Annotated in this window: 8 protein-coding genes; 3 read left to right on the top strand and 5 right to left on the bottom strand. The window is 70.4% G+C overall.

Going from position 1 to position 22,185, the window contains the following annotated elements; translation table 11 throughout:
• Positions 1–6: 6 nt before the first annotated feature.
• The 4 genes from A9X00_RS26745 to A9X00_RS26730 form a co-directional block, all read right to left on the bottom strand.
• Complete coding sequence (locus A9X00_RS26745; RefSeq protein WP_067160573.1) at positions 7–11,007, bottom strand: type I polyketide synthase; 11,001 nt, start codon at positions 11,005–11,007, stop codon at positions 7–9.
• A 224-nt stretch (positions 11,008–11,231) separates the two neighbouring features.
• Positions 11,232–12,467: a glycosyltransferase gene (locus tag A9X00_RS26740; protein ID WP_067160569.1), complete on the bottom strand. Its 1,236-nt coding sequence runs from the start codon at positions 12,465–12,467 to the stop codon at positions 11,232–11,234.
• 58 nt (positions 12,468–12,525) lie between these two features.
• Positions 12,526–13,794: a glycosyltransferase gene (locus A9X00_RS26735; protein ID WP_067160565.1), complete on the bottom strand. Its 1,269-nt coding sequence runs from the start codon at positions 13,792–13,794 to the stop codon at positions 12,526–12,528.
• Positions 13,795–13,812: 18 nt separating this feature from the next.
• On the bottom strand, positions 13,813–14,919 hold the full coding sequence (locus A9X00_RS26730) for a class I SAM-dependent methyltransferase (RefSeq protein ID WP_232006947.1): 1,107 nt from the start codon (positions 14,917–14,919) through the stop codon (positions 13,813–13,815).
• 193 nt (positions 14,920–15,112) lie between these two features.
• Here A9X00_RS26730 and A9X00_RS26725 point away from each other — a divergent pair, with 193 nt between their 5' ends.
• The 3 genes from A9X00_RS26725 to A9X00_RS26715 all read left to right on the top strand — a co-directional run bounded on the left by A9X00_RS26725 (position 15,113) and on the right by A9X00_RS26715 (position 20,789).
• Positions 15,113–17,296, top strand: coding sequence for an acyltransferase family protein (locus tag A9X00_RS26725; protein WP_232006946.1), 2,184 nt, complete (start codon positions 15,113–15,115; stop codon positions 17,294–17,296).
• Between the two features lie 117 nt (positions 17,297–17,413).
• Positions 17,414–18,487 carry an NAD(P)-dependent oxidoreductase gene (locus A9X00_RS26720; protein WP_067160560.1) on the top strand — a complete coding sequence of 358 codons (1,074 nt, stop codon included), beginning with the start codon at positions 17,414–17,416 and terminating at the stop codon, positions 18,485–18,487.
• A 112-nt stretch (positions 18,488–18,599) separates the two neighbouring features.
• Positions 18,600–20,789, top strand: a complete 2,190-nt coding sequence (locus A9X00_RS26715; RefSeq protein WP_067160557.1) for an acyltransferase family protein — start codon at positions 18,600–18,602, stop codon at positions 20,787–20,789.
• A 9-nt stretch (positions 20,790–20,798) separates the two neighbouring features.
• Here the strand turns inward: A9X00_RS26715 and A9X00_RS26710 are convergent, their stop codons facing one another.
• Positions 20,799–22,067 (bottom strand): glycosyltransferase, encoded by a 1,269-nt coding sequence (locus A9X00_RS26710; RefSeq protein WP_067160554.1) that lies wholly within the window; start codon positions 22,065–22,067, stop codon positions 20,799–20,801.
• Between the last annotated feature and the right edge of the window lie 118 nt (positions 22,068–22,185).

The following is a 22,185-nucleotide window of genomic DNA, read 5'->3' as shown; positions in this document are numbered from 1 at the left end:
GAACGATTACGTGGGCTCGGCCAGGCCGACCGAATCCGCCTTGTCCGATTCCGGCACCTGCCCGGCCAGGTACTCGGCCAGCGACCCGATGGTCGGATAGTCGAATACCGCGGTGGCGCTGATCGTGAACGCGCCACCGAACTGCGGGAGCAACCGGTTGCTGAATTCGACCGCCATCAGGGAATCGGTGCCCAGCTCCAGGAACCGGCTGGTTGCGGCCGGCGGTTGCGCGAGCCTCAGGAAATTCTGGACTTCGTAGCGCAGATATTCGGTCAGGAAGCTGCCGCGCTCCGCCTCGGGCACCTCGTGCAGTTGCCGCAGCAACTCGCTGTCGCCCCGGGTCGCCGTGACCGCGCTCGGCAGCACGTGGTCGAGCATCGCCGGGCGGGAGGCGCCCAGCCCCTTCGCGGCGCGCTGCCAATTGGCCTTGATGACGGTCGCCTGCCCGGTTCCGTGGGCCAGGATCTCGTCGAGCGCGTTGAGGGCGGCCGAGGGCTCCAGCGGGATCAGGCCCTGCGCGCTGAGGTTGGCGCGCGCGGCGTGCGAGGTGGCCATGCCGCCCTTCGCCCACGGACCCCAGTTGATCGCCGTCGCCGGCAGGCCTTGGGCCCGGCGCTCCGCGACGAGCCCGTCGAGCAGCGCGTTGGCGGTCGCGTAGTTGGCCTGGCCGGGCGAGCCGATCACGCTCGAGGCCGACGAGTAGACGATGAAGAAGTCGAGGTCGTCGTTCTTCGTGAGCCGGTGCAGGTGGCAGGCGCCGAAGGCCTTGGGCGCCAGCGCCTTGCGGAACCCTTCGAGGCTCTGCTGGGGCAGCAGCGCGTCCTCGAGGACGCCCGCCAGGTGCGCCACCCCCGCCAGCGGCGGCAACTCCGCCCGGATCCGCTCCAGCAGCCGTTCCACCTCGGGCTCGTCGCCGACGTCGGCCGTGACAACGTGGATGCGGCTGCGGTAGCGCTCGGTGATGTCGTCGATGGCCAGCTGTGCGTCCGCGTCGGGTGCGCGGCGGCTGGTCAGCACGATGTCACCGGCGCCGAGCTGGGCCAGGTGGGCCGCCGTGTGCAGGCCCAGCGCCCCGACGCCGCCGGTGATCAGGTAGCTGCGGTCTCCGCGCGGCTGCAGCGGTTGCGGCATCTGCAGCACGATCTTGCCGATGTGCCGCGCCTGCTGCATGCGCCGGAACGCGGTCTTCGCCTCCGTCACCGGATAGACCTCGGCCGCGAGCGGCGCCAGTTCGCCGGCGGCCATGCTGTCCGCCAGCTCGCCCAGCAGGCTCCCGGTCCGGTCGGGTTCGTGCTCGATGCACCAGTCCAGCGCGATGATCTCGTAGGCGATGTCGGGGCGGGCCGCCGCCATCTGCTCGCGCGTCCAGATGTCCCGTTTGGCGATCTCGGCGAACCGGCCGCCCTGGGCGGTCGCCCGCACCGTCGCTTCGATGAACCCCTCGTTCGTGAGGCTGTTGAGCACCACGTCGACCCCGGCGCCGCCGGTGTCGGCGAGGATCTGGTCGGCGAAATCGGTACTGCGCGAGTCGTAGATGTGTTCCACGCCCATCTTGCGCAGCGTCGCGCGCTTGTAGGCGCTGGCGGTGGCGAACACGGTCGCGCCGCGCTGCTGGGCGATCTGGATCGCGGCCAGACCGACACCGCCGCTGGCGGCGTGGATCAGCACCCGGTCGCCGGGCCCCACCTTCGCCCAGTCGAACGCCAGCCGGGTCGTCAGCGCCCCCGCGGGGATGGTCGCCGCTCCCACGGCGCTCACCCCGTTGGGCACCGCCGCCAGGAACTGGGCCGGCACGTTGACCCGGGTGGTGAACGATCCCGGCATGAAGCCGAAGACGCGCTGGCCGACCTCGAAACCGGTTACGCCGGAACCCAATTCGGTGACGACGCCGGCGAGGTCACCGCCGCCGATCCGTCCCGGATCGCCCGGATACAGGCCGAGCACGTTGAGCACGTCCCGGAAGTTGAGGCCCGCGGCCTCCACCCGGATCTGCACCTCACCCGCGCCCGGCGCCGGGACGTGGATCTCGGACAGCCGAAGGTTGTCGATCGCGCCGCGTTCGGTCACATCCAGCAGGTAGTCGGTCGAGCGCGGTACCTCGAGATGGCCGTCGCGCGCCCACGGCAGCAGCCGCGGCACGAAGTACTTTCCTTGGCGCAGTGCAAGTTCGGGCTCGTCAGCGGGCGTGCCGAGCAGGCCGGCCAGCGAGCGCACGGCATCGTCGGCCCCGTCGCAGTCGACCAGCCGGCAGCGCAGGCTCGGCTGCTCGGTGATCACGGTGCGCCCGAAGCCCCACAGCGCGGCCTGCGCCGAGTCCACCGGCTCGCCGGACTCGGTCGCCACCGCGCGCTCGGTGACGATCCACAGTCCGCCGGTGAGCTTCAGGTCCTGCTGCGCCAGCAGCGTGCGCACCACCGTGAGCAGCTCGTCGATCTCGGTCTCCAGCCGCGCGGCGAATTCGGCGCCCGCCTCTTCGGTCTCGGGCCGCCCAGGGCTGCGCCAGACGACGCCGGAGACGGGGGCGCCGCGCTCCTGCGCCTCGGCGAGCAGCCGCTTCAAGTGCTCGGCGTCCAGCGAGGCACGGCCCAACGAGACGCAACCCGGCACCGCGGCCGCGAGCTCGTCGAACCCGGCGATCAGCCAGGTGCCGTCGCCGTTCTTCTCCGCGCTGTCCGATGCCGGGGCCGGCACTTCCTCCCAACCGAGGGTGTACAGGTTGCGGGTGGCGTCGCCGCCGAGCCCGCGCAGCAGCGCCTCCCGGGGCGCTCGCTTGACCGTGAAGTCGCGGATCTCGCCCAGCTGGCGGCCGTCGCGATCCACGAAATCGAGATCGAAGGCCTGCGTTTCGCTGTCCAGGCCGCCGCTCTGCCACCGTGCGCGGCAGTAGAAGCGCCGCGGCATCTTGTCGTGCAGCACCACCCGCCCGTACCGCAGCGGCAGGAACAGGTCGCTCAGGCCCTGGCCGTCCTCGGTCGCCGAGAGCGCCGCCTCCAAGGCCGGGAAGGCGATTCCGGTGCACAGGTCGAGCAGCACCGGGTGGATCGGCTCGCTGCCGAGCTGTTCGGCAAGCTCCTCGCCGATGGCGATGTCGCCGACCGCCTCGCCGTCACCGGCCCACAGCGATTTGAGCGAGGTGGACCAGGTCGGGCCCCAGGTCAGCTCCATGTCGGCGAAGGTGTCGAACAGCTGCTGCGGGCGCGTGCGGCCCAGCCTCTCGCACGCGGCGTCGATGGATTCCGCCGGCTCCGATGCGGGCTCGTCCGCCGCGTCGCTGTCAGCGCCGACGATCCGGCCGTCGGCGTTCAACGACCACTCGGCGTCGCGATCGCCGTACGGGCGGCTGTGCACCTGGAAGGTCCAGCCGCCCCCGTCCTCGAGGGGATGCACGGTCAGCTGCACCTCCCGGGAGTTCTTGTCCGGCAGGATGATCGGTTCGTAGAAGAAGACGTCGCGCACCTGGGCCGGTGCCCCGATCGCGGCGATGGCCATCGCCGCGTATGTCGCGCCCGGAACGACGACGGTGCCGTAGATGACGTGATCGGAAAGCCACGGCTGCGACTTGACGGACCACCTGCTGGTGTAGACCGAGTCGCCGGAGGCGAGATCCTTTGCGCTGCCCAGGATTCCGGATGCGACGGCGCCGTCGATCGCGACGTCGGCGGTCTTGGGCCAGAAGCGACGGCGCTGGAACGGGTAGGTGGGCAACTCGACCGTGTGGTGCGGCCGGTGGTACAGCGCTGCGAAATCGGGCCGGTGGCCCGACACGTAGACCGCGGCCAGGGCTTCCGCCATCTGCTGCCAGGCGTCGACGCCCTTGCGCAGCGACACGATGGAACGCGGGGTGGCCGACGATTCCGGCCACGCCTGCACCGCGGCCCCGGTCAACACCGGTTGCGGACCGATCTCCATCAACACCGAGCAGCCCAGCGCCGCCACCGTTTGCACGCTTTCGGCGAACTGCACCGGCTGGCGGGAGTGCCGCCGCCAGTACGGCGCGTCCAGGGGGGTCTCCGCGGTGATGACCGCGCCGGTGCGGTTGCACACCAGGGGCAGGGTCGGCACGGCGAACCCGAATCCCTTTGCGTACGACTCGAATTCGTCGAGCGCAGGCTCCAGCAGCTCCGAGTGGAAGGCGTGACTGGTCTCCAGCCAGGTGCAGCGGGTGCCGTCGGCGCTGAGCCTGGCGACGATCTGCTCCAGGTCCGCGGCCGGACCCGACAGCACCGTGTTGGGGCCGTTGTACGCGGCGACCGAGATGTGCGGAAATTCGTCGGCGATGCGTTCCACCTGCTGGGCGTCGGCGAATACCGCCACCATCCGGCCGCCCTCGGGCAGCTCACCGAACAGCCGGCCACGCTCGGCCATCAGCCGGGCCCCGTCCTCGAGGCTGAACACGCCGGCCACGCAGGCCGCCGCGTACTGGCCCACGCTGTGGCCCAGCACCACGTCGGGCTCGACGCCCCAGGACTGCCACAGCCGGGCCAGGCCCATCTCGACGGCGAACAGCGCCGGCTGGGCGAACGAGGTGTGCCGCAGGGTGTCCGCGGCCTCCTCGTCGAACATCACCTCGAGCAACGGGCGCGGGAGCATGCCATCGATCGCTTCCGCGCATTGCTTGACGGTGTCGGCGAAAACCGGCTCGGTGTCGAACAACTCGCGCGCCATGCCCGAATATTGGCTGCCCTGCCCGGTGAACAGCCACGCCGTCTTCGGCGGGTCGCCGCACTCGCCGCGCACCGCGCCCGGTCCCAGCCGGTTCTCGGCTAGCCCGGTCAGCAGCTCGCGGGCTGCCTGAACCGAGTCCACCACCAGCGCGGCCCGGTGTTCGAAATGCGAACGCCCCACCGCGGCCGTGTAGCACACGTCGGTGATGTCGGCCTCGGGGTGCTCGTCCAGCCAGGCGCCGTAGCGCTGCGCCAACGACACCAGCGCCTGCGGCGACCGCGCGGACAGGGCCAGCACGCTGGCCGGTTCGGTCGCAGTGACGTCGGAGGCGGCGTCGGGCGCCGAAGGCTCCTCGGGGACTTCGGATTTCGGCGGCGCCTCCTCGATGAGGACGTGCGCGTTCGTGCCGGAGAACCCGAAGGAACTCGTCCCGGCGCGGCGCGGGCGGCCGTTGGCGTGCCACGGAAGCGGCTGGTCCACCACCCGCACCGGCAGCGAGTCCCACGGAATGTTCGGCGACGGGTTCTCGAAGTGCAGGTTCTGGGGCAATGTTTCGTGCTGCAACGACAACACGACCTTGATCAGGCCGGCGATCCCGGCGGCCGATTCGAGGTGACCGATGTTGGTCTTCGCCGATCCGATCAGCAGCGGCCGGTTCGGCTCCCGGCCGGCGCCGTACACGGCCGCGGCGGCCTGGACCTCGATCGGGTCACCCAGCGAGGTGCCCGTGCCGTGCGCCTCGAGGTAGTCGACATCGCGACCCTCGACACCGGCCCGGGCCAGTGTGGCGGCGATAAGGCGTTGCTGCGCGCCACCATTGGGCACCGTCAAACCGCTCGATGCGCCGTCCTGGTTGACCGCGCTGCCCCGGATGACGGCGCAGATCTGGTCGCCGTCGCGCTCGGCGTCGCTCAGCCGCTTGAGCACCAGGATCCCGCAGCCCTCGCTGCGCGCGTAGCCGTTCGCGGCCGCGTCGAACGTCTTGCAACGGCCGTCGGCGGCAAGCATTCGGGCGCGCGAGGTGGCGACGATGGACGCCGGGCTCACCAAGACGTTCACCCCGCCGGCCAGCGCCATGTCGCAGTCACCGGAATGCAGGGCCTGGCAGGCCTGATGGACCGCCACCAGCGAGGCGCTGCAGGCGGTGTCCACCGCCATCGCCGGCCCCTCCAGCCCGAGCGCGAACGCGACCCGGCCCGCGATGACGTTGAGCGCGTTGCCGGTGATGAAGTGGGCCTCGATGGTGTCGACCGAGTTGGCGTTCAGCAGCTGCGAATACTCGTTGGCGGCCACGCCCACGAACACGCCGGTTCGACTGCCGCGCAACCCCGCTGGCGCATACCCGGCACGCTCCAGGCCCTCCCACGCGATCTCCAGCATCAGCCGCTGCTGCGGGTCCATCCATACGGCCTCGCGCGGGGAGATGCCGAAGAACTCCGGATCGAATCCGTCGATGCTTTCCAGGTATCCGCCGTAGCGGGTGTAGATCTTGCCCGGCGCCTCGGGATCCGGGTCGTAGTACTCGTCGACGTCGAAGCGGTCGTCCGGGATCTCCCGGATCGCGTCGACACCGCCGGACAGCAGCTCCCAGTACGCCTCGGGGTCCGGCGCGCCCGGGAAGCGGCAGGCCACCGCGACGATCGCGATCGGCTCGTCGGTGCGCGCCGTCACCGCGGCCGCAGCCGGAACCGGCTGTGCCGTCGCGGCCGCCGGCGCCGGGGCGTCCAGGCTCAGGACGTCGTTGACGAGGAAATTCGCGACGTCGGTGATGCGCGGGTAGTCCATCGCCAGGGTCGACGGCAGCTCCGCGCCCACCGCGCGCTCGAGCCGGCGCCGCAGCTCGACGGCCATCAGCGAATCCATGCCGAGGTCGAAAAGCCCGGCCTCCTCGCGGATTTCCGCGGGGTCGATGCGGGTGACCTCCGCGACGGCGTCGCGCAGGTAGTCCACGACGAGCTTCTTGCGCTGCTGCACCGGGGCGGCGGTGAGCCGTTCCACCAATTGGGTGGACCCCGAGGAAGAGGCCTGCTCAGCCCCCGCCATCTCGGTGGGCACCTCGCGCTGCAACTGCGTGAAGAAGCCTCGCTTGCCGGCCATCTGGTAGAGCGGCAGGAACTTGGCCCAGTCGATGCGGGCCACGACGCCGTGTGAGGCGCCCTTGTCCGAGGACGCGATCAGCTCGGCCATGCCCGCCAACGCATCGGCGGGCGACAACGGCCGCACACCACGCTTGTCCAGTTCCGCGCGGGCGGCCTCGTCGGCCATGCCCGCGTTCGACCACGGACCGAAGTTGACGCTGATCCCGGGCACACCCTGCTCACGCAGCCGCCAGGTCAACCCGTCGAGGAAGGCGTTGGCCGCGCTGTAGGCGGTCTGGCCGCCGGCGCCCCACACCCCGGCGATCGAGGAGGTGCTCAGGAAGAAGTCCAGCTTCAGGTCCGCGGTGGCTTCGCTCAAATTCCAAGCGCCCCAAACCTTCCCGGCGAACACCCGATCCACCTCGGCGTCGTCCAGGGCCTGCAGCGGGGTGGTGCTGATCTCGCCCGCGGCATGGACGATCCCGGCCAGCGGCGGGAGGTCGGCCCGCAGGGTGGCCAAGACGTGAGCGACGTGGTGCGGGTTGGCCACGTCGGCCGTGATGACCCGGACCTCGGCGCCGGTCTGTTCGCCGATCGCGTCGATGCGCTGTTGCGCGGCCTCGCTGGGTGCGCGCCGGCTGGTCAGCACCAGGTGCCGCGCGCCGTGCGCGGCCAGGTATTCGGCGACCTCCAGCCCGATCGCACCGAGCCCGCCGGTCACCAGATACGTCGCGTCCGCACGCAGTGCCAGCGGCGTCGCGGCCGGCTGCCCCGTGCGCCGAGTCAGCCGCGGAACGTAGACCGCCTGGTCGCGAAGCGCGAATTGGTCCTCACCGGCCGGCGCCGCCTCCAGCTGCTCGACCAGCCGGGCCCACTGGTCAGCGCCGCCGCCGGCCAAATCGGCCAGCCCGCCCCACAGTCGGGGATGTTCCAGGGCGGCGGCGCGACCGAAGCCCCACAGGCAGGACTGCGCCGGTGACACCTTGTCCGCGGCGGTGACCCGTTGGGCGCCGCGGGTTACCAGCCAGATGGGCGCGCGCAGTTCGGCGGCGGCCGCGGCGCGGAAGAGGCGCCGGGTTCCGCTCAGGGCCTGGTGCTGCATCCGCAACAGCGATTGCGTCGACGGTGTCGTGTCCGATCCGAGGGCCGCGAGATGCAGGATCCGCAGCGAGGGTTCGTCCGCCACCGCGCTACGCAACACGCCTTGCAGCCGATCCGCGTCCGCGTCGGACACCGGCAGGCCCACGATTTGGTGCCGGTGCCCCCGCGCGGTCAGCGCGTCGACCAACGGCTGAACCGCCTCGGCGTCGTCGCTGACGAGCAGCCACGCGGCGCCCTCACCGGGGCCCGAGGCCTTGGCGGCCGACTTCTCCCACCGGATCTCGTAGCGGGAGTCCACGATGGACTGGGCGTTGCGCTGCTGGTTGTGTTCTGCCGCAAGCTGTCTCAGCACGTCGACGGTCTGCGGATCGCTGTTCCCGCCGCCCAGCAGCGCCGCGAGCTCCTCGATCCGGCCGTCCTCCAGGAGCCCGACGGCTTGGGTCCGCACCGCCGAGCCCTGGCTCGGGGTGGGGGTGGGCGTCGCCCGCTGCTCACGGAACCAGTACTGGCGGTGCTGGAAGGGATACGTGGGCAGGTCGAGCTTGCGCGCCGTCGCCGGCGCCAGGGCGGCGAAGTCGGGCCGGTGCCCGACGATGTAGGCGTTGGCGAGGGCTTCGGTGATCTGGCGGTGATCGGCGATGTTCCTGCGCATCGACGCGATCGCCCGCGGTGCGGTCGCCGGGTCGGGCCACGCCCGCATGGCCGCCGCGGTGAGGATCGGCTGCGGGCCGATCTCGAGCAGCATCGTGCAGTGCAGTTCGGAAAGCGTGCGCACGCTCTTGGCGAACTCGACCGGCTGCCGCGCGTGGCGGCGCCAGTACGCGCCGTCCAGTTTCGCGCTTCTGCCCAGGGCCGCGCCGGTGCGGTTGCACACTAACGTCTTTTGGGGCGGGCCGAACTCGAACCGGTTGGCGTACGCCTCGAATTCGTCGAGGACCGGGTCCAGCAGCGCCGAGTGGAACGCGTGGCTGGTGTCCAGCCAGTCGCAGCGCACACCGTCGGCCTCCAGGCCGGCCACCGCCTGGTCGAGATCCTGCACGGGTCCCGACAGCACGGTGTTGGCGCCGTTGTAGGCGGCCACGGACAGGCTCGGGAACTCGTCGGTCATGCTTTCCACCCGCTCGGGGGCGGCGAAGACCGCGACCATCCGGCCGCCGTCGGGCAGGCTGCCGAACAGCCGGCCGCGCTCGGCCATCAGCAGCATTCCGTCCTCGAGCCCGAACACGCCCGCAACGCAGGCCGCCGTGTACTGGCCGACGCTGTGGCCGATCACCACGTCCGGTTCGAAGCCCCACGACTGCCAGAGGCGGGCCAGGCCCATCTCCACCGCGAACAACGCGGGCTGGGCGTAGCTGGTTTGCCGCAGGGCGTCGTCACCGTCCGGGTCGAAAATGACGTCCAGCAGCGGTCTTTCGAGCACGTCGGCGACCGCCGCCGCGCACCGGGTCATCGTCTCGGCGAACACCGGTTCGGTCTCGAAGAGCTCGCGGGCCATGCCGGCGTACTGGCTGCCCTGCCCGGTGAACAACCACGCCGTCTTGGGCCGGTCGGTGCAGTCTCCGCGCAGCAGGCCCGTCGCCGGGCGATCGTCGGCCAGCGCGGCCAGCTGCTCGCGCGCGGAGTCCGTCGAATTCACCACCAGGGCGGCGCGGTGCTCGAAGTGTGATCGCCCGGCCCCGGCCGTCAAGCACACGTCCGCCAGCGAGGCGTCCGGGTGGGCGCCCAGCCAATCGGCGTATGACTTGGCGAGCTCCGCCAGCGCGGCCGGGTTGCGCGCCGAGAGCGGCAACAGGCTGAACCGGCGGTCGTCGGACGGCGCCGGTGCCGCGGCGACCGGGGCCAGCTGGGGCGCTTCCTCGATGATGATGTGCGAGTTGGTCCCGGAGAACCCGAACGAGCTGACCCCGGCGATGCGGGGCCGCCCGTCGCGTGGCCAGGGCTGGGCCTCGTCCACCACCCGGACCGGAAGCCGGTCCCAGGGAATGTGCGGCGAGGGCTTGCTGAAGTTCAGGTGCTTCGGCAGCACCTCGTGCTCGAGCGACAGGATCACCTTGATCAGGCCCGCGATTCCCGCGGCCGCCTCCAGGTGCCCGATGTTCGTCTTCACCGACCCGATCAGCAGCGGCCGGTCGGCCTCGCGCTCCTTGCCCAACGCCGCGCCCGCGGCCTGGACTTCGATCGGGTCACCCAGCGAGGTGCCGGTCCCGTGCGCCTCCAGGTATCCCACGTCGCCGGGCGCGACGCCTGCGCACTGCAGCGCCTCGGCGATCACCCGCTGCTGGGCGACGCCGTTGGGCACCGTCAATCCGCCCGACGCGCCGTCCTGGTTGACCGCGCTCCCCCGGATCACGGCCCGGATCCGGTCGCCGTCGCGGATGGCGTCCTCGAGGCGCTTGACGACGACGACGCCGGCGCCCTCGCCGCGCACATAGCCGTCGGCGGCCGCGTCGAAGGTCTTGCACTTCCCGTCCGGGGCCAGCATGTGCGCGTGGGAGAACGTCATCGCGGTCTTCGCGCTGAGCAGGACGTTCACGCCGCCGGCCAGCGCGAGGTCACATTCCCCGAACCGCAGCGCCTGGCAGGCCTGATGGACGGCCACCAGCGACGAGCTGCACGCCGTGTCGACCGACACCGCCGGGCCCTGCAGCCCGAGCCCGTAGCTGATCCGGCCGGCTCCCGCGGCGGACGAGGTCCCGATCGCGACGTAGGCCTCGATCTCCTCGTAACTCAGCTGCTCTGATATCAGGCCCAGGTAGTCGTGGGTGCCCAGCCCCATGAACACACCGGTCTTGGTGTTCGCCAGGGCCGACGGGGCGGTGCCCGAATGCTCCACCGCCTGCCACGCCGTCTCCAGCAGGATGCGGTGCTGCGGGTCGATCAGCATGGTTTCCCGGTTGGACAGCCCGAAGAAGGGCGCGTCGAACCCCGTTGCGTCGTCGATGAACCCGGCCCGGCGGCTGACGATCTTTCCGGGCGCGTCGGGATCCGGGTCGTAGAACTCGTCGACATCCCAGCGGTCCGGCGGCACCTCCGAGATCGCGTCCCGGCCTTCGGCCAGCACCTCCCAGAACGCGTCGGCATCGGCGGCGCCCGGCAGGCGCACCGCGTAGCCCACTATTGCGAAGCGCTCGCCCGTCCCCTGCGATCCACGTAGATCGGTCATTTCCGACCGCCGATCATCCGCTGTTGCTTTTCGTCGTTAGCCAAGACGAAAAAGCAGCCCCTGCCATCTTCGAAGGGATTGATGCTCAACCGCGTCTCCAGACCATCTACTCGACATGGGTATAACAAGTTCTAGACCATACTTGCTGGGTGAGACGCCTGTCACGCGAATAGGTAAGTGAGACTGCGGTCACCCGGGTCGCCGACCGGCGCCCGATCAGCAGGTCAGCCGGCAACCCGCGAGCGGGCGAAATTCTCGACCAGGTCGCCGGCGGCCTTGGTGCCTTTGGACGCCACGCTCATTTCGGCGGCGACTTCGCGCGCCCGGGCGGCGTATTCCGGCGCGAGAATGGTGCGGAGGTCGGTAAGGAGCGTTTCGGTGGTGGCGGTCGAAAGGCGCCGCGCGGTGCCGACCTTCAGCCGTTTGATTTGGTTTCCCCAGAAGAACTGGTCGGGCAATTTCCACAGAATCAATGCGGGCACGCCCGAGCGCAGGGCGGCGTTCGTGGTGCCGGAACCTCCGCGGTGCACGATCGCGCGGACGGTGGGAAAGATCCTCGCGTAGTTCATCGTGTCCACCACCTTGACGTGGTCGAAGTGGGGGCCGTTGCTGTAGTCGCTGCCGGCGGACACCACCAGCCCGCGCACCCCCAGCTCCGCGGTGGCCGCGCCGATCATGGTCATGATCTGGATCGGGTCGTCCACCGGGATGCTGCCGAAGCCGAAGGAAATCGGCGGTTCCCCGTCGGCGATCCACGCCGCGATCTCGTCGTCGGCGTCCGTCTGCCACTCCAGCGTCAGCGTGCCGACATTGGGCCGCTCCTTGGTGAATTCCGCCCATTGCGCCGGCAGCCACGGGAACAGCGCCGCGTCGTAGGCCTGCAGTTCCAGCGAACCGCGTTCGACGATCCGTCGCGGCGCGGGTTTGGTGGCCTTCGGCAGGCCGAGCTCACGGCGCTGCGCGTCCTCGACCTTCTTGCTCAGCCGCCAATATCCCCACTCGTACGCCCTCACCTGCCGGGCCGCGGTGGCCCGGATCGGGTTGTAGTGCAGCGTGGCCAACGGAATGTTGTAGTACTCCGCGACGCTGCTCGCCTGCTCCTCCCAGCTCTGGCCGGTCAACAGCAGGTCGGCGCCCTCGGCCGCCGACACGAGCGTCCTGCTCATGTCCATCCAGCATCCGGTGAAGACGTCCCATCGATCGCGCCAGAACTTGATCAGGCCGGCGATCCTCCAGGGGTGGCGGCGAAACAAAGTCATGAAGCTGCGCAGCGGTTTCATGCTCTCCGACCAGTCGACCCCGTAGGCGACCGCCGCGAGCCCGAGCTTCTCGACGAAGGCGATCTGGTCGGGCGGGACGGCCATGCACACCTCGTGCCCGCGGCGCGCCAGCTCGCGGCCGACGACCGCGACGGGCTCGATATCGCCACGGCTTCCCCAGCACGCCAGCACAAACTTCATGGAGCTCCCTTGCTCTTCTACTCGGGTCTAACAAGTGCTAAACCATACTTCCTGGCGATTAACAAATGCGCTTGAAGCGGGCGAAGTTCTCCAGGCGGTCGGCCGCGGCCGCCGCGCTCTTGGCGGGTTCGGTCATCCGGGTGGCCAGCTCGCGGGCGCGGGCGGCATAGTCCGGGGCGAGAATGGTCCGCAAATCCGCGACAAGCGATTCCTCGGTCGCGGTCGAGAAACGCCGGGCGGTGCCCACCTTGAGCCGCTTGACCGCGGCGCCGTAGACCGCGTGGACGAGGTCCCAGTAGAGGATCACCTGGGGCACCCCCGCGCGCATGGCGACCGGCGTGGTGCCCGACCCGCCGTGGTGCACGACCGCGCGGCAGGCGGGGAAGACGGTCGCGTAATTGATCGTGCCGACCACCTTGACGTGGTCGAAATGCGGGACGTCGCCGTAATCGGTGCCCGCGGCACCGACCAGGGCCCGCTCGCCCAGCCGCGCGCAGGCCGCGGCGATCATCGCGATCGTGTCCGCGGGAGATTCGACCGGGATGCTGCCGAATCCGAAGAAGATGGGCGGCGTCCCCGCGGCGATCCAGGACGCGACCGCCTCGTCGGCGTCCGTCGGCAATTCCAGCGTCAGCGTGCCCACAAACGGACGCTGACCATCCCAGTTCGCCCACTCGGCCGCCAGCCCGGGAAAGCACGCCTCGTCGTAGGCCTGGATCTCCAGCGAGCCGCGTCCGGTGATCCGGCGCGGCGCCGAACCCGTCGCCTTCGGCAGACCCAGCTCGCGGCGCTGGGCGTCTTCCGCCTTCTTCATCCCGCGCCACGACACCCACCAGAACGCCGCCACCGCGGGGCGCCGCAACCGCGCCGGCAGGAACCGCAGGGTCTGGCCGTTGGGCCGCAGCGGGAAGTAATGCAACGTGGCCAGCGGAATGTCGTAGTACTCCGCGACGTTGGCGGCGGCGTCCTCGAAATTGATGCCGGTGAAGATCAGGTCGGCCCCGCGCGCCAGCGACTCCAGCGTGGTGCTCATCTCCTGCCACCCCTGCAGCAGGGGCCCCGCGATCGCGAGCCGCGACCGGATCAGCCCGCGGATCCGCCAGGGGTGGCTGAAAAAGCACGTCCAGAACTCGCGGTGCGCGTCCAGGACGGAGCGCGCTTCGGGTCCGAAGCCGACCGCCGCAACCCCCGCCGCTTCGGTGAAGGCGACCAGATCGGGCGGGACGGCCATGCACACGTCGTGCCCCCGCAGCACCAGTTCACGCCCGACGGCGAGGTTGGGCTCAACATCGCCGCGACTCCCCCAGCTCGCCAACACAAACTTCATCGCGGCGCTCGTCCTAGGTCATCCGGTTCGGTCACGCCGGGCCGGGTCGAGCTTGCCGAGGCCGGTGATTTCCAGGCTGACCGACTTGCGTTGTCCGGCGGCACCGAGCATGAAGAAGATGTCGCCCACCGGAGCGCCCAGCCAGAATCGCCAAAACCGCTTGCGGAAGAACTTCCAGACGTAGCTGCCGTCGCCCACCAACCAGTACCCGGCAATCCAGGGCAGGTAGTAGGTCGCGCGCTTCCACCGCGAGACCACCATCTCGAGGTTCATCTCCATGATCTCGAGGCCCCACGCCCGGTAGCGCCACTGAAGCTCGTACTTGCTGGCGAACTCGAAGAACGCCAGCATCTCGGCGTTGGTGACGAGGTATTCGTCGAAGACGAGAATGGACCCTTTGACGAAGCGGTCCTTGCAGGTTTCCAGCGCGTGCAGGCAGCTCTCGTAGGTGTCCAAATCCATGTGGAACAACGCGATGGGCGCGCCCGGTCGATCGGCCAGGAACGGGGCCAGCGTGTCGTAGGTGCTGCCCTTGACGAACTGCACCTTGCGACCGAGCGGGGCGGGCACCCCGTCGTGCAGGATCACGCCGGTGTCCTGCATGGAACGTTGCGCGAGCGGTTCGGCCAGCGAAAAGGTGCCCTGCTTGATGAGGGCCTGGTCGTCGATCTGCCAGTCCTCGACGAGGCCCTCGAAGGTGTCGAAGCCGTACACCCGGCGCCCGGAGGCGTCCGACATGAGCCTCGTCGACCAGCCGAGCCAGACACCGAGGTCGAGCAAAAGTTCGTCGGAATCTTCGCGGCTTGGTCTCGCCAGCCGCGACGCCTCCCATAACAGTGTGTGCCCGCGAATCTTGCACCGCCGCATGTCCTCGAGCGTGCGGCCAATGAACGCGCGGTATGCGTCGTCGTACACCCGGGTGTCGCGGGCGTACAGGTTCGGGATGTAGCGGTCGCGATCCCGATAAAAAAGGCGCGCAAGCAGCCACAGCAGCAGAAGCACGCCGAACGCGACCAGGAGTGCCGGCTGGAAGTAACACGCTGCGGCCAACAGAAGCGCGTCGCCGACGAGAACCGCTTTCCATACCGTGTGCAGGTTCGTCCGATCGACTTCGGGGCTTTCCACGGTAGGACTATCGACGACGGACAACCTCAGGCCGCCTTCCGTCAGCTCTTGGACAGCCGGGAAGCCGCAGGCTCCCGAGCCCAAGACGATCAACAATGATTCGCAAACATACCGAATGCGTTCAACACGTGTGTGATACTTCCCCGGACCGGGGGGACACGTCCTCATTCTTCTTCTTTTCAAGGTTGCTTCCGTGCGGCGTCAGCGCTCAGTTGCGTCGGGCTTCCGCCCCGACATCGAGGGCCTGCGCGCCGTCGCGGTCGCGGCGGTCGTCCTCTTTCACGCCGGGCTGCCCGGTGTGGGCGGCGGGTTCGTCGGCGTGGACGTGTTCTTCGTCATCTCGGGCTTTTTGATCACCGGGCTGCTGTGGCGCGAGGTGAGCGCCGCCGGCACGGTGAGGTTGAGCCGCTTCTACGGGGCCCGGGCCCGGCGGCTGCTGCCGGCCTCGGCCCTGGTCGGCGTGGTCACGGCGTTCTGCTCGGCCGCGCTGTTGCCGCCGCTGCAGGCGCACGGCGTGCTGGTGGACGGCATCTACAGCGCGCTGTATGTCAGCAACAACCACTTCGCGCACGAGGGCCTGAGCTACTTCTCCCCGGCGCAGCCGCCGTCGCCGTTTCAGCACTACTGGTCGCTGGGGGTGGAGGAGCAGTTCTACCTGGTGTGGCCGGCGTTGATCATCGGCACGACCTGGCTCATCCGGCTCGCACGCCGGCGCACCAAGGCCGAAACCACGTCCCGGCACACCCCGTATCTGGTGGTGCTCGCCCTGGTCGCGGCCGGGTCGTTCGCGCTGTCGCTGGCCGCCACCTTCGTGGCGCCCTCCGTGGCGTTCTTCTCGCTGCCCACCCGGGCGTGGCAGTTGGCCGCGGGCGGCCTGGTGGCCCTCACGGCCGCCCAGTGGCGCCGACTCCCGACCCGCGCCGCCACGATCGCGGGATCGACGGGTCTGGCGGTGATCCTGCTGGCCTGCGGCCTGCTCGGGCCGGGCACGCTCTATCCGGGCACCGCCGCGCTGCTGCCGGTGCTGGGGGCGGTGCTGGTGATCGGCGCCGGCTGCGCCGCGCCCGCCCGGGGGTGCGGACGCGTGCTGGGCGCGGCGCCGATGCGCGCGCTCGGCCGGATCTCCTACTCCTTGTACTTGTGGCACTGGCCGGTGCTGCTGCTCGCACCGTTCGTGCTGGGCCACCCCCTGGGGCTGGCCGGCCGGCTGGCCACGGTCCTCGTCTCCGGCGGCCTGGCCGTGCTCACGGTCCGTTTCGTCGAGGATCCGTTCCGATTCGCCGCCCCGATCCGCCGGTCCGCCCTCGCGAGCCTCGCGCTGGGTGGCGTCGCCACCGCCGCCGCGGTCTGCGTGGGCGTGGTGATGATCGCCCGGGTGCCCAACCCCGTCGGCGGCGGCGCGCCGGCCGCGCGGTTGACCGTCACGGCGTCGCCTCCCCCCGCGGGCTCCAGCCTCGACGCCTACGACGCCGCGGTGCACGATGCGTTCGCCCAGGTGCAGGCCGCGGTCGCGGCGGCGACAAACCTGCGGGCCGTGCCGTCGAACCTCGAGCCGCCGCTCGCCGACGCGGCTGCCGAATACCGAGCCGAGTTTTTCAACGGCTGCCAACACAACCTGCTGGGCGGCGGGCAGCCCGGGTGCGTGATGGGCGATACCGCTTCGAGGACGACGGTGGCCCTGCTGGGCGACTCGCACGCCACGATGTGGGCCCCCGCGTTCCAGCAGGTCGCCGAGCAGCGGCACTGGCGGCTGGACACCCTGACCAAGGGGGCGTGTCCGCCGATGAGCTTGCCAATCACCGGCTTCGTGGCTCGCATGGTCGACTACGTCCAACGCTGCGAGCAGTGGCGTGGCGAGGCCATGGCCCGGTTGCGCGCCGAGCGCCCGCGGCTAGTCGTGGTGAGCATGTCCCGCGGGTACGGCGGCCTGGACTACCTGCCCAAGCCCTACAACCGGTCCTGGTCCGACGGCCTGACCCGGCTGGTGCAGCAGCTGCGCGGTTTCGGCGCGCAGGTGCTGGTGCTCGGGCCGGTCCCGAACGCTTACGAGTCGGTGCCGATCTGCCTGTCCGATCACCTCGACGACGCGACGGCCTGCTCGTCGCCCCGGTCGAAGGCGCTGAATCGGGCCGGCATCGCCGATGAGACCACGGCCACCAAAGCCGGCGGCGGACACTACGAAAACCTCACCCGGCTGTTCTGCGCCGGCGACCGGTGCCCGGTCGTCGTGGGCAACACCATGGTGTATTTCGACGATCACCTGACGAGCGAGTACGCGCAAGCGCTCGCACCCGCGATGGGTGCCCTGGCCGACCGCGCGCTCGCCGGCGCGGCAGCGACGGATCCCTTGTCCGGCCGCACGCCCGCCGGCGGCTGACCCGTATCGCCGATACCGGCGATGAAAATGCGGGCTCTCGGTATGATCACGCGGACCGCACCCAGGCAACGCCTGCCGGTCACCTGATTTCCACCGAGCAACCGGAGGCGTCGGCCGTTGTCAACACCCGTTCTCATCACCGGGGGGGCTGGGTTCATCGGGTCGGCGCTCGCGCGCCGTCTCGTCGGAGCCGGTTACGACGTCGCTGTCATGGACGTCCTGCACCCGCAGGTACACGGCAACAGCGCGGCGATCGACCTGCCGCCGTCGGTGCGGTTCTTCACCGGCGACGTCACCCACGCCCCGGACTGCGACGCCGTGCTGCGGTTGGTCCAGCCGACCCAGATCGTCCACCTGGCGGCCGAGACGGGAACGGCGCAGTCGCTTTCCGAGGCCACCCGCCACGGTTCGGTCAACGTGGTGGGCACCACCCAACTCCTCGACGCCCTGAGCCGCTCCGGACGCGCGCCCGACCAACTGGTGCTGGCGTCGTCGAGGGCCGTCTACGGCGAGGGCTCCTGGCAATGCGGCTCGGCGATCTTCTATCCGCAGCCCCGAAGCCACGCGCAACTGCAGGCCGGCATCTGGGACCCGCAGGGGCCCACCGACGACCCGGTCGTCCCGCTTGCGAGCTGTGCCGGCCGGACCGAGCCACGGCCCACCAACATCTATGCCGCGACCAAGCTCGCCCAAGAGCACATCCTGGCGGCGTGGACGGCCGCGCACGACACCAACCTCAGCATGCTGCGCCTGCAGAACGTCTACGGGCCGGGACAGTCGCTGACCAACTCCTACACCGGAATAGTCGCCCTCTTCGCTCGGCTGGCGCGCCAGCGGTGTGCGCTGGAAATCTACGAAGACGGCCACATCCTGCGTGACTTCGTCTACATCGACGACATCGTCGAGGCCCTGTTCGCCGCGATCGAGAAACCCGCGAACGGCACCCGCTGCCTCGACATCGGGTCGGGTACCCCGACAACCATCCAAGAGCTGGCCGAAAAGATCGCCACCATCTGCGACGCCCCCCGACCGAACGTCGTCGGGAAGTTCCGCGACGGTGACGTGCGGGCCGCACGGTGCGACATCGACCCGGCACAGAACGAGCTCGACTGGCGCCCGAAGTGGACGCTCGAGGACGGTCTGCCCGCCCTGCTGGACTGGATCGGCGAGCAACCCGAATCCGCCGTCTAGCACCGGCTCCGGCGCGGTCGGTGGGCCCGCGAATAGTGGTGAACTCGGCCGGGCGTGTTGGACGCGTGTGTGATAATTCCTCGATTCCAAGAACGTGTCCGCTTCCAGGTAGGTGACCTTGCGCCAGTCCGACAGCGTTCGCCCTACCGAAGAGGCGCGGGGTCGGCCCCCGGCGCAGTCGCGGTTCCGCCCGGACATCGAGGGGTTGCGCGCCGTCGCCGTGCTGGCGGTCGTCCTGTTTCACGCCGACGTGCCCGGGGTGGACGGCGGGTTCGTCGGCGTGGACGTGTTTTTCGTCATCTCGGGCTTCCTGATCACCGGCCTGCTGTGGCGCGAGGTGAGCAGCGCGGGCACCGTCCGGCTGGGCAAGTTCTACGGCGCCCGGGCCCGCCGGCTGCTGCCGGCATCGGCCACCGTGGGCGTCGTCACCCTGATCGGCTCGGCGGTCCTGCTGCCCCCGTTGCAGTCCCGATCCGTCATCTTCGACGGCATCGCGAGCGCGCTGTATGTCAGCAACTACTGGTTCATCCAGCAAGGCGTCGACTACTTCGGCGGCATGGCGCCGCCCTCGCCGTTCCAGCACTACTGGTCGCTCGGGGTGGAGGAACAGTTCTATCTGATCTGGCCGGCCCTGATCATCGGGACGGCGTGGCTGGTGCGGCGCGTGCGCCGGCGCGCCAAGGCGGACACCGATTCGTCGGAGCGCCCCTATCTCGTGGTCCTGGCGCTGGTCGCGGCCGCGTCGTTCGCGCTCTCGTTGGCGGTCACCTATCTGGCGCCGCCGGTGGCGTTCTTTTCGCTGCCCACCCGGGCCTGGCAGTTGGCCGCCGGCGGGCTGATCGCCCTGACCGCCGGCCAGTGGCGCCGGTTGCCCGCGCGGTCGGCCGCGCTCGTCGGCTGGGTCGGACTCGCGGCGATCCTGGTGGCCTGCAACCAGTTGAGCTCGTCCACCCTGTATCCGGGTACCGCCGCGCTGCTGCCCACGCTCGGCGCGATGCTGGTGATCGGCGCCGGCTGCGCCACACCGGCGCAGGGATGCGGCCGCGTGTTGGGAACGTCGCCGATGCGCGCGATCGGGCGGATCTCCTATTCGTGGTACCTGTGGCACTGGCCGGTGCTGCTGCTCGCCCCCGCGTTGCTCGGCCATCCGCTCGGGCTGGCCGCCCGGTTGACGGCGGCCGCCGTCTCCGCCGCGCTGGCCGCCCTCACGCTGCGATTCATCGAGAACCCGCTGCGGTTCGCCGATCCCGTGCGCCGCTCGGCCCGGGCCAGCCTCGCGCTCGGCGGTGCTGCCACCGCGGTGGCCGTCTGTGTGGGCGTGGCGCTGCTGCTGTGGGTGCCCACCCCGGTGGGCCGCGGCGCACCGGCTGCGCCGCTGTCCATCACCGCCGCGCCTCCCCCCGCGGGCTCCGGCATGGCCGCCTACGACGCGGCGGTACAGCAGGCGTTCGCCCAGGCGCACGCCGCGGTCGCGGCATCGGCCGACCTCAAGGCCGTGCCGTCGAACCTCGATCCCCCGCTGGCCGACGCCGCCGCCCAACACCGGGCCTTGTTCCGCGACGGTTGCATGCGCAATTTCTTCCAGGACGGGCAGCCCGAGTGCGCCGCGGGCGACACCGCCTCGACGACGACGGTGGCGCTGGTCGGCGACTCCACCGCCGCGATGTGGAACCCGGCCCTACGCGAGATCGCCACCCAGCGGCACTGGCGGCTGGAGATGATGTCCAAGGCCGGCTGCCCCCTGCTGGACCTGCGCATCCTCAGCCCCACCCTGCACCGGGAATACGGCGAGTGCACGCGGTGGCGCGGTCAGATCATCGCGCGGCTGGGCGCCGAGCGCCCGCGGCTGATCGTGCTCGACGTGATGCGCCGATACGGTGAGCGCTACGGGTTGCCGTCGGGGTTCACGTCGTATGACTCCGCGTGGAACAGCAGCTTCTTCCGCCTGGTGCGGGAGCTGCGCGGCACCGGCGCGCAGGTGCTGGTGCTCGGGCCCATCCCGGACCCGCAGTCGTACGTGCCGATCTGCCTCTCCGGCCACCTCGACGACGCCACGGCCTGCTCGCCGCCGCGATCAACGGCGGTGAACGAGCCCGGCATCACGGCCGAATCCGCGGCCACCGCGGCCGGCGGCGGACAGTACGCCGACCTCACCGACCTGTTCTGCACGGCGAATCGCTGCCCGGTCATCGTCGGCAACACCCTGGTTTATCTCGACCCGGGTCATCTGACTTTCGAATACGCCCGGCAGCTGGCGCCGGCGATCGCGGCGCTGGCCGACCGCGCGCTCGCCCACGGTTGAGCCGGCCGGTCAGCCAACCCGCTGGTGGCGGGCGAAGTTCTCCACCAGATCGGCGGCGACCGCGACGCTCTCGGCGGGCTTGGTCATCCGGGCGGCGAGTTCGCGGGCATGGCTGAGGCACTGCGGGTCCAGGATGGTGCGCAGATCCGCGACCAACGATTTCTCGGTGGTGGCCGAAAAGCGCCGCCCGGTGCCGACTTTCAGGCGTTTGACCCGCGCCCCCCACAGGCCCTGGTCGGGCAACGTCCACAGGATCAGTGTCGGCAGTCCCGCGCGCAGGCCCGCGTTCGTGGTGCCGCAGCCGCCGTGGTGCACGAACGCCCGGCAGCCGGGCAAGGCGGCGGCGTAGTTCATCACGCCCACGACCTTGACGTGCTCGGAGTGCGGCACGTTGCTGTAGTCCGACCCGGCCGCGCACACCAGCGCCCGCTCGCCCAGCCGCGCGCACGCCGAGCTGATCATGGCGAGCGTGTCGGCGGCGGATTCGACGCCGACGCTGCCGAATCCGAAGCAGATCGGTGGCGTTCCGGCGGCGATCCACGACTTGACTTCCTCGTCGGCGTCGGTCGGCAACTCCATCGTCAGCGCGCCGACGAACGGCCGTCGGCCGCCGTAGGTCGCCCATTCGGCCGCCAGCCCGGGGTAGCACACCTCGTCGTAGGCCTGGATTTCTAGGGACCCGCGTTCGGCGATCCGACGCGGCCAGGGGCGCGTCGCCGCCGGCAGGCCGAGGTCGCGGCGCTGCGCATCCTCGACCTGCTTGCCGCCGCGCCAGGCCAGCCAGTCGAGCGTCCGCGTCGCGGAGCGGGCCAGCGGCGCCGGCAGGTACGGCAGCAGCCGGCCGTTGGCGCGCAGCGGGAAGATGTGCAGGGTGGCCAGCGGAACGCCGCAATACTCCGCCGCGTTCAGGGCGTCGTCCTCGAAGTTCATGCCGGTCAACAGCAGGTCGGATCCCTGCGCCAGCGACGTCAGCGTCGCGCTGACCTCCGGCCGGCACTGGGACAGGGGCGCCGAATACTCGGCCGACAACCTGCCCAGCTCCCGGATCTTCCAGGGGGTGGCGAACAGGCCCGCCCAGAAGTCGCGATGCGGGTCCAGGATGGCTTTCAATTCGGGTCCGTAGGCGACGGCGGTGGGCCCGGCCGCCTCGGTGAAGCCGACCATCTCGGGGGCGACGGCCATGTGCACGTCGTGCCCGCGGCGCACCAGCTCGCGGCCGACGGTGACGTAGGGCTCGACTTCGCCGCGGGTTCCCCAGTTTGCCAGCACGAATTTCATCGGCGAGATCCTTTGCCTTTCTCGGGTCCCCGGCTCAGCCGCCCAGCAGCATAACCAGGCCGCCGCTCAGGAGTGGCGGATTCGGCCGAGAGGCATTGAACGTGTGTGTGATAATGCC

This window comes from Mycobacterium sp. 1245805.9, from assembly GCF_001672915.1.
GTDB lineage: Bacteria > Actinomycetota > Actinomycetes > Mycobacteriales > Mycobacteriaceae > Mycobacterium.
The sequence above is the reverse complement of the archived record's forward strand: the minus strand, read 5'-3'. Positions and strand labels throughout refer to the sequence as shown.

Excerpts from the sequence above, each read along its gene's own strand:
- A9X00_RS26745 (WP_067160573.1), bottom strand. The coding sequence starts at position 11,007 with ATGACCGATCTACGTGGATCGCAGGGGACGGGCGAGCGCTTCGCAATA.
- A9X00_RS26740 (WP_067160569.1), bottom strand. The coding sequence starts at position 12,467 with ATGAAGTTTGTGCTGGCGTGCTGGGGAAGCCGTGGCGATATCGAGCCC.
- A9X00_RS26735 (WP_067160565.1), bottom strand. The coding sequence starts at position 13,794 with ATGAAGTTTGTGTTGGCGAGCTGGGGGAGTCGCGGCGATGTTGAGCCC.
- A9X00_RS26710 (WP_067160554.1), bottom strand. The coding sequence starts at position 22,067 with ATGAAATTCGTGCTGGCAAACTGGGGAACCCGCGGCGAAGTCGAGCCC.